The organism is Shewanella electrica, from assembly GCF_022321485.1.
Taxonomy (GTDB): domain Bacteria; phylum Pseudomonadota; class Gammaproteobacteria; order Enterobacterales; family Shewanellaceae; genus Shewanella; species Shewanella electrica.
The window spans coordinates 1-279 of the sequence record NZ_JAKOGG010000195.1 but is presented as its reverse complement, the minus strand read 5'-3'; the positions used below and the strand labels follow the sequence as shown (position 1 = coordinate 279).

General features: G+C 54.5%; 1 protein-coding gene. It reads right to left on the bottom strand.

Annotated features, from left to right (window positions below; translation table 11 throughout):
* Nucleotides 1-43: 43 nt before the first annotated feature.
* On the bottom strand, nucleotides 44-279 hold a 236-nt coding region (locus L9G74_RS20340; RefSeq protein ID WP_238898585.1), incomplete at its 5' end, for a hypothetical protein.

The window sequence follows — 279 nt, the reverse complement described above, 5'->3', positions numbered from 1 at the left end:
ATCTATATGCTCCTCTTTTTTGCTCCTTGGTGACTAAACTTCTTCAGCCCCGCGCCAGCCGCCTCTTCAGCTCCGATCGTACTGTTTCTGGATGCTGGTTGAGCGCGTGACACCAAAAGCGGAACGCCGAGCTGCCACTTGTCAGAAAACTGATCGCCTCGGCTTTGACTTTTCTGTCGATCGGCACGCTGCCTAGGAAGCCACAATCACGCAACGCCTGAGTAAAGACACCACAAGCCAGCCGCTTGAAGGGATCAGGTCTGCGTTGGTGGGTAATGG